Source organism: Bartonella pachyuromydis (assembly GCF_039543065.1).
Taxonomy (GTDB): domain Bacteria; phylum Pseudomonadota; class Alphaproteobacteria; order Rhizobiales; family Rhizobiaceae; genus Bartonella; species Bartonella pachyuromydis.
In genome coordinates this window covers 1-8,059 of sequence record NZ_BAABJA010000025.1, presented here as the reverse complement: position 1 = coordinate 8,059, position 8,059 = coordinate 1, and the positions used below count along the sequence as shown (strand labels likewise).

2 protein-coding genes and 1 pseudogene are annotated in these 8,059 nt (G+C 35.2%); all 3 read left to right on the top strand.

Annotated features, from left to right (window positions below):
* Positions 1-210: 210 nt before the first annotated feature.
* Entirely contained in the window at positions 211-5,190 is a 4,980-nt protein-coding gene (locus ABD917_RS08300; RefSeq protein WP_345119611.1) for a DEAD/DEAH box helicase, read from the top strand.
* 1,529 nt (positions 5,191-6,719) lie between these two features.
* The gene (locus tag ABD917_RS08295) at positions 6,720-7,703 is read left to right on the top strand and encodes a hypothetical protein (RefSeq protein WP_345119610.1); all 984 of its coding nucleotides are present in this window, start codon (positions 6,720-6,722) and stop codon (positions 7,701-7,703) included.
* 87 nt (positions 7,704-7,790) lie between these two features.
* A pseudogene (locus ABD917_RS08290) lies at positions 7,791-8,059 on the top strand (hypothetical protein); the annotation flags it as partial.

The window sequence follows — 8,059 nt, the reverse complement described above, 5'->3', positions numbered from 1 at the left end:
AATAGCAAATTTCATTATTGTGCTGATCTAACCATGCATCTATAAGCTGTGGATAAATAGGCTTTTAAAGCTCCTTTTGAAAAAATTTATCCGTTTTTATGCATTTTTCTGCATTTTTTCTCAATTCGTTCAAAATGGATTTAATAAGCTTCATTTTGATTCTTTTGAAGAGAATTAAACACATTATAAAAAAATAGGCTCTGTTATAATATGCAGCAATCTCTTAAGTCTGATCATGAACAAGTCACTTTACGTTCTCTCTTAGAATTCTACCGTAAAAAGGCTAAATCACCCCGTGAATTGGGAACGCTGTTTGAAAATCTTGTGAAGGATTATTTCTCTGAAGACCCTTTACAAAAGCAGGAATACGAAAAGGTTCAGACTTATTCGGAATGGGCTGAGGAACATGATGAAGATAGACGTGATATCGGCATTGATCTAGTTGCTACAATCCGTGATGAAGGAGGTTATGCGGCTATTCAATGTAAATGCTATGATGCTTCTCACATCATTAAAAAAGAAGATATTGATAGCTTTATCGCTGCCTCTGGGAAAAAGATTTTTACGCGTCGTATTTTGGTTGATAGCACTGAAAGCAATTGGAGTGATAATGCTAACAACACTTGTGATGGTCAAGAGGTTCGTATTCAACAGATTAATCTGTTTGATTTAGAAAACAGTCAAATTGATTGGGGGGCTTATAAAGAACGAGGACAAGCCGTCCTTAAAGAACAACCCAAAAAAAAGCTTTTAGACCATCAGATAGAAGCGCTTGAGAAAGTTTGTGAAGGTTTACAAGAAGCAGACCGTGGCAAGCTTATTATGGCATGTGGGACGGGTAAAACATTCACCAGTCTAAAGATAGCAGAGAGCATAGCCGGAAAAGGCAAGCGTGTGTTGTTTTTAGTGCCTTCTCTTGCTTTGATGTCACAAACAATCCGTGAATGGACCCTTGATACAGAAATCCCCTTGCGTTCCTTTGCCGTGTGTTCGGATACACAAGTTGGCAAACGTCGTAAAGGGAAACATGATGATGAAGCTGGTCTTGATGCATCTGATCTTGTCTTACCGGCGACCACGGATGCAAAAGAACTTGCCCGTAAAGCCAATAAAACTTCTCTTGATGTGATGACTGTGGTCTTTTCGACTTACCATTCCATTCAAGTGATTTCGGATGCACAAAAGGAATATGATTTACCCGAATTTGATCTGATCATTTGTGATGAAGCTCATAGGACAACGGGGGTTGTATTGGGAACAGACAAGCATGAATCTGAATTTATCAAAGTTCATGATAACAGCATCATTCGGGGTAAAAAACGTCTGTATATGACAGCAACCCCGAAGATCTTTAGTGACAAGCTGAAAAGGAATGCTGTCTTATCTAATAACATTTTGGTGTCCATGGATAATGAAAAACTCTATGGCAAACAACTTTACACTTACAACTTTTCACGTGCTTTAGAGGATAAGCTGTTATCACCTTGTAAAGTTATCATATTAGTTGTTAACGAAGAGGAAATAAGCCAATCCATTCAACATCTTATTACCGATAAGGATTATGAACTTATTCTTGACGATAGGACCAAGATTAATGGCTGTTATAGAGCCCTTACCAAAATGGATCTGAAACTTGATCTTGAAGATGACCCCAAGCCTATGCGCAGAGCTTTGGCTTTTTGCAAAGATATTGAGACTTCTAAACGTATATGCAAAAGATTCAAAAAAGAAAAAGTGCAAGAATCTTTACGCGCTCTTCATAAAAACTATAAAGATATTCCCCCTCTTAACTGTACCCTTGCCCATATTGATGGAACCTTTAGTGCTAAAGAGCGTACAAAGCAACTTGACTGGTTAAAGGAAGATGCGGGGGAAAATACTTGTCGTGTACTCACCAATGTACGCTGTTTGTCTGAGGGTGTTGATGTTCCTGCTCTTGATGCCGTTCTATTTTTACACCCGCGCAAAAGTCAAATTGAGATTATTCAAGCAATAGGACGCGTCATGCGTCGAGCAGAAGGTAAAAAAAGAGGCTATATCATTCTCCCTATTGGGATACCCGCTGGCATTCCACCGGAAATAGCCTTAGAAAAAAACCAAAAGTATAATGTCATTTGGCAAGTTCTCAATGCTTTACGTGCCCATGATGATAACTTTAATAAAATAATTCACCATATGCACAAAAAACAAGACGTAAGCCATGCTCTTGAAATCGTAGCAGCTTCTCAAGAACTTGCGTTAGAAGATACGACCACGGTTATTGATGATTTACCTACACGCTCAAAATTAGAATATTCAGGACTTAATATTGGGTTAGCAACTTATGAACCCTCTCAAACACACGAAGTACAAGGAGAACTCCCCCTTTTTTCTAAATGTAAAGATGTCATTAAAGCTGCTATTGTTAAGAGATTTTACGACCCTAGCTATTGGAAAAAATGGGCAATAAATGTTGGTGATCTTGCTCAAACTCATATCACACGCTTAACTGAGGTTTTAACAAAATCAGAAACTGAAACACGGCGGGTGTTTAATGATTTTATGACCGAATTGCGTAGCAATTTAAATACGAATATCTCTGAACAAAATGCGATTGAAATGCTTGCGCAACATCTTGTGACGCGTCCAGTCTTTAATGCTTTATTTGAGGGGCATCAGTTTGTTCAAGAAAATCCCGTATCTTGTGCTTTACAACGTGTACTCAATGCCCTTGATAACTTTACTCTTAAAGAAGAATCTCAAGATCTCAAAAATATTTCTAGGAGTGTACAATTTTACACGCGTGGAATTACCACTCTTGAAGCACAACAAAGCTTAATTGTAGAACTTTATAATGAATTTTTCCGTTATGCTTTTCCACGTACAGTAGAAAAATTAGGAATTGTTTATACCCCCATTGAGGTTGTGGATTTTATTATTCATTCTGTTGATGAAGTATTACGCAATGAATTTGGAAAAAGCCTAGGATCACGTGGTGTTTCTATTCTTGACCCTTTTACGGGTACAGGTACCTTTATCACACGGTTGTTACAATCCAATCTCATAAAACCAGAGGATATGGAGTATAAATACCGTTATGATATCCATGCTAATGAGATTGTCTTGCTAGCCTATTACATAGCAGCCATCAATATCGAAGCAACCTATCATGGTCTTATGAAAGGGAATTATATCCCATTCAAGCATATTGGTTTAACCGATACGTTTCATCTTTTTGAGAAAAAAGATCTGATGGAAGGTACTATGAAAGAAAACAGTGAATATTTAGAATATCAAAAGAAACTGGATATCAAAGTTATCTTTGGCAATCCTCCTTATTCAACAGGGCAAAAAAGTGCCAATGACAATGCAAAAAATACTCCTTATCCACTATTAGATAATCGTATCAGTGAAACTTATGCTGCTCAATCTGAATCAATGAATATGCAAGCACTTTATGATAGTTATATCCGTGCTATTCGTTGGGCAAGTGACCGTCTAAAAAACCGTGGTGTTATTGGTTTTGTTACAAACGCAGGGTTTATTAATGCATGTTCTTTAAATGGCTTACGCAAATGCCTTGTTAAGGAATTTAGTAGCCTTTATATTTTCCATTTACGAGGAAATGCTCGGACTTCTGGAGAACAACGCAAAAAAGAAAGTGGTGGAATTTTTGGCGAAGGCTCTCGAGCCCCTATAGCGATTTCTATTCTCGTCAAAAATCCAGAATCTGAACAACGTGGGAAGATATATTTCCATGATATTGGAGATTATCTCAATAGAGAAGAAAAGCTCACAATAATTGAAAAATTTAGGAGCATTCATGGTATTACACGGAGCAAAAAAGGTTGGCAAATAATCACACCAGACAGACATGGTGATTGGCTTGATCAACGTGATGACAGTTTTAAAGAATTTTTAGCCATGGGTGATAAAAAAGGATATGGTAAAAAGCTCTTTTCTACTTATTCTTGTGGTCTAAAAACCAATCGTGATGCTTGGGCATATAACTCAAGCCGTGAAGTTTTAGCAAAAAATATGAATAATATGATTGCCTTCTATAATAGTGAGGTAGAACGTTTTAATAATAGCTATCCACATACTGACCGTAGAACAGTTACAAAAGTTGTAGATAATTTTGTCAATGCGGATGAAACGAAAATCAGTTGGAGTCTTAATCTTAAAAAACATTTAACTAAAGGAAAGATTTTTGAGTTTGAAAATGTATGCCTTGCTCAAAGCCTATATCGTCCTTTTACACAACAATGGCTCTATTATAATCGTGCTTTTAATGAAATGGTTGCCCAAATTCCATGTATATTTCCAATGGGTGAAGTGATTGAAAATAAAGTGATACAAATTACAGGTACCGGAGCAACGAAGGAGTTTTCTGTATTGATGACTAAGACTGTGCCTGATTTTCATGCAATGGATACTAGTCAATGCTTTCCACGATATATTTACGAAAATGTTACAGCTTTAAGAGATAATAATCAGTCTTATCTATTTACAAATTCTACAGAAGAGAGAAAAACAGCTGGTTTACAGAGGCGTGATGCTATTACGGATGAAGGACTAGCCCATTTTAAAGCTGCTTATCCTAATGAGAATATAACAAAAGATGATCTATTCTATTATGTGTACGGTCTTTTACATTCAGAAGATTATCGTACTCGCTATGCTGATAACCTCTCTAAAGAATTGCCTCGTATTCCTTGTGTAAAAACTGCTGAAGACTTTTGGATATTTGTGACAGCAGGGCGTGAACTGGGGCATTTGCACGTCAATTATGAAGATGTGGAACCTTATCCAGTAACCTTTAAAAAGAGTAATCCAAAACAGACTGATATTTCTAATCCTGAGGAATTTTATTACGTGACTGAAATGAAATTCGCGAAAATTAAGGATAGTAAGGAAAAGGATAAATCCACTGTTATTTATAACAGCAACATCATCATAACAGATATTCCCCTTGAAGCTTATGAGTATATTGTTAATGGCAAGCCCGCTCTTGAATGGGTTATGGAACGTCAATGCGTTAAAACTGATAAAAAGAGTGGTATTGTTAATGATGCTAATCGCTATGCTGTTGAAACCGTTGGAAACCCTGCTTATCCATTGGAGTTGTTTCAAAGGGTTATTACCGTAAGTTTAGAGACAATGAAAATTGTTAAGAGCCTACCAAAATTAGAAATAAGAGAAACTGAATAAGCTTATAAGACCTTAAAACTCATAAGGGGTATAGAACTTATAACCATAATCTATACCTCTCTTGTAAGTTGATTATCTACAATCTTAAAAGGAGTGTTTATATGCGTTATTCTAAAAAGAAATCATTTGCACTTTTAAACACTGTCATTTGGATTGCCTCTAAAAGATTATACCATAATCTCAAATGATAGCTTTGTACTTTTCAAAAGCCTTGTTTAAAGAGAGTTATGTATATTCATTTTGCTTATATTACTTATAGGTTTTGAAGGTTTCTCAAACCCTCAAAATACCTTCAAAAATATACTATGGGTTGAATTTAAGGTTGTGTTTTCGATATAGGTTGTATTATTAAAATAATAACACATTGAAATATAATAACTTTTATTTTTTTGATTGAAAAAAATATATAAGGGGGCGTAAAAGGAACCCTCAAAATCTTCAAAATCCTCAAAATTCATAATCGTAACAATCTTGATAGCATTTCTTATGATTATAAACTGTCTTTTGAAAGGCTTTTTAAAGATCACATGCTTTTCATAAAACACGTTTTAATCACTCACTAAAATAATCATTTTGTCAGTTCAATTTACTGACAGATAACTGACAAAAATATACTATGAGTTGAATTTATGGGTTATGTCTTAATAAAGGTTGTATAATTAAAATGCTAACATATTGAAATATAATGTTTTTAATTTTTTATCTCATTTAAAAAAATACTCTAGGGTCTAAAAACAACTGACTAAACTGACAAGACTAACAAAAGTCTATTAAAAGCGATTTTGCTACTCTCTATAGTTATCAGTCTTTCTTTAGAGGTTTTCATAAAAAGCAATAAATCACAATTATCATTTCTCTTATGAAAATGAAAAATGATGCGGTGGCTATAAAGAATGCGTGAAAACAGCAAGGTCTTATAATCATAAATGCAAATGAATGCATTGCTTATAAAGATAGTCCCTATAAAAGCTATTAAGTTGCAAATGTATTATAAAAGAAATTAACAGAAATCTTTAAAAACCATTTAGTAAAAAATAAATGCATTATAAAGATAAAAATACGCATCATGAGAGCGTTTCTAAATATTATAAATGTATAGAGTCAAAAAAGAACGCAATCGTTTAAGAATGCCCATAATATAGCTTTAAAAGCACATAATACAAAATAAGTGTTTTATAAGATTATGATAAATATATACACATAATGCATTTAAAAAAATTATAAAAAATATCAAAAAAGTGTATAAATTAATTGACAATAAATACGTATTTTGTTATATAAATAGTCAAGTGATTAGAAAACACTTTGAAACGACAAGCGGATAGATTACGAAACAATCTTTCCCATGTTAAAAAAACTGATATCTTTTATGCTTTTGTTAGTATATGAGAATTTTGTCGGGTGTGTTTACACCATACAATACTCTTTATGAGAAAAGTGTAAGCAGCGGACTTGTCGCCGTGTTTTCTAGCACCCGGCGCCCTTATAGGGTCGTCAATAGAAAATTTAATTACGACAAGGTTTTAATTATGACAAATATATCAAAAAACACCCCCGTTATTTCTAACATTTCAAATGAAACCGCATCTAATAACAAACAAGAGCCTGCAAAAAAATACGAATTTACAGGTGAAACAATAGAGGTCGGTGATTATACTCTTTATCGCATTCGTGCTTTAAGGGATTTTGCCAATGTAAAGGCTGGTGACCTCGGTGGCTTTATACACAAGGTGGCAAATTTAGCTGATAATGGCAATTGCTGGGTTGGAGGCGATGCCATGGTTTATGGGGATGCCCGTGTCTTTGATAATGCTCATGTTTCGGATAATGCAAAAATTACTGGATCTGCTAAAATTTATGAAAATGCAAGGGTCTATGGCAATGCTAGCGTGCATATTAGAGCTGAGATTTATGGCAATGCGCAAGTCTATGAGAACGCATTGATTTATGGGGATGTTTTTGGACATGCTAAAGTGTATGGCAATGCAAAAATTTATGACACTATTTATGGCAAGTTTCTTGATAAAACTAGAATTTATGGCAATGCTGAGGTTTATGACAAAGCACGTGTTTTAGGAAGTTCTCAAGTTTATGATAATGCCCATGTTTATGAAGATGCTATAGTTTTTGACAATGCTAGGGTTTGCGATAATGCCCATGTTTGTGGCGGTGCTATGGTCAATAGAGAAGCTAAAGTTTATGGGAATGCTATAGTGACTTGTTATGCCCATGTTTATGATAGGGGCTGTGTTTGTGACAATGCTAAGGTTTATGGCAAGGTCTATGGTGGCGCACGGGTTTTCAATAATGCTTTAATTTCTGAGAATGCTGAGGTTTATGATGATGCGCGCATTTATGACAATGCTAAAATTTATGGCAAGGTCTATGGGAATGCGCATGTCTATGGCAATGCTCAAGTGATTGGTTATACTGAGATAAGTGGTGATAGCAAAATTGGTGGCAATTATAAAGAACCCGTTGTTGTTGGTGAAATTGTTTTTACAACTGCATAAATAAAGCACGGGCGGTGCGGGGGCGCCTGCTTTCTAACCAAATTCTTTCATTTTAAAAATTAAATCTTCTTATAAAGGAATTGTGCCATGCAAAAAAAGTTTGCACTCACAAATGAGACACGTGTATTCGATAACCAAATTCTTTATCGCATTAAAGCTTTAAAAGACTTTGCTGATATTAAGGCTGGGGATCTGGGGGGCTTTATTGAGAATGAAAGCAACCTCTCTCATGATGGTAATTGCTGGGTTGGTGATAATGCTTATGTTGTAAAAACTGGTCGTGTTTATGATAATGCAAGGGTTTTTGGCAATGCTGGTGTTGGTGGCTATGTATATGGCAATGCAAAGGTTTATGA

What these genes read in the sequence shown, in the direction of transcription:
- ABD917_RS08300 (WP_345119611.1), top strand. Translation starts at nt 211, where the DNA reads ATGCAGCAATCTCTTAAGTCTGATCATGAACAAGTCACTTTACGTTCT.
- ABD917_RS08295 (WP_345119610.1), top strand. Translation starts at nt 6,720, where the DNA reads ATGACAAATATATCAAAAAACACCCCCGTTATTTCTAACATTTCAAAT.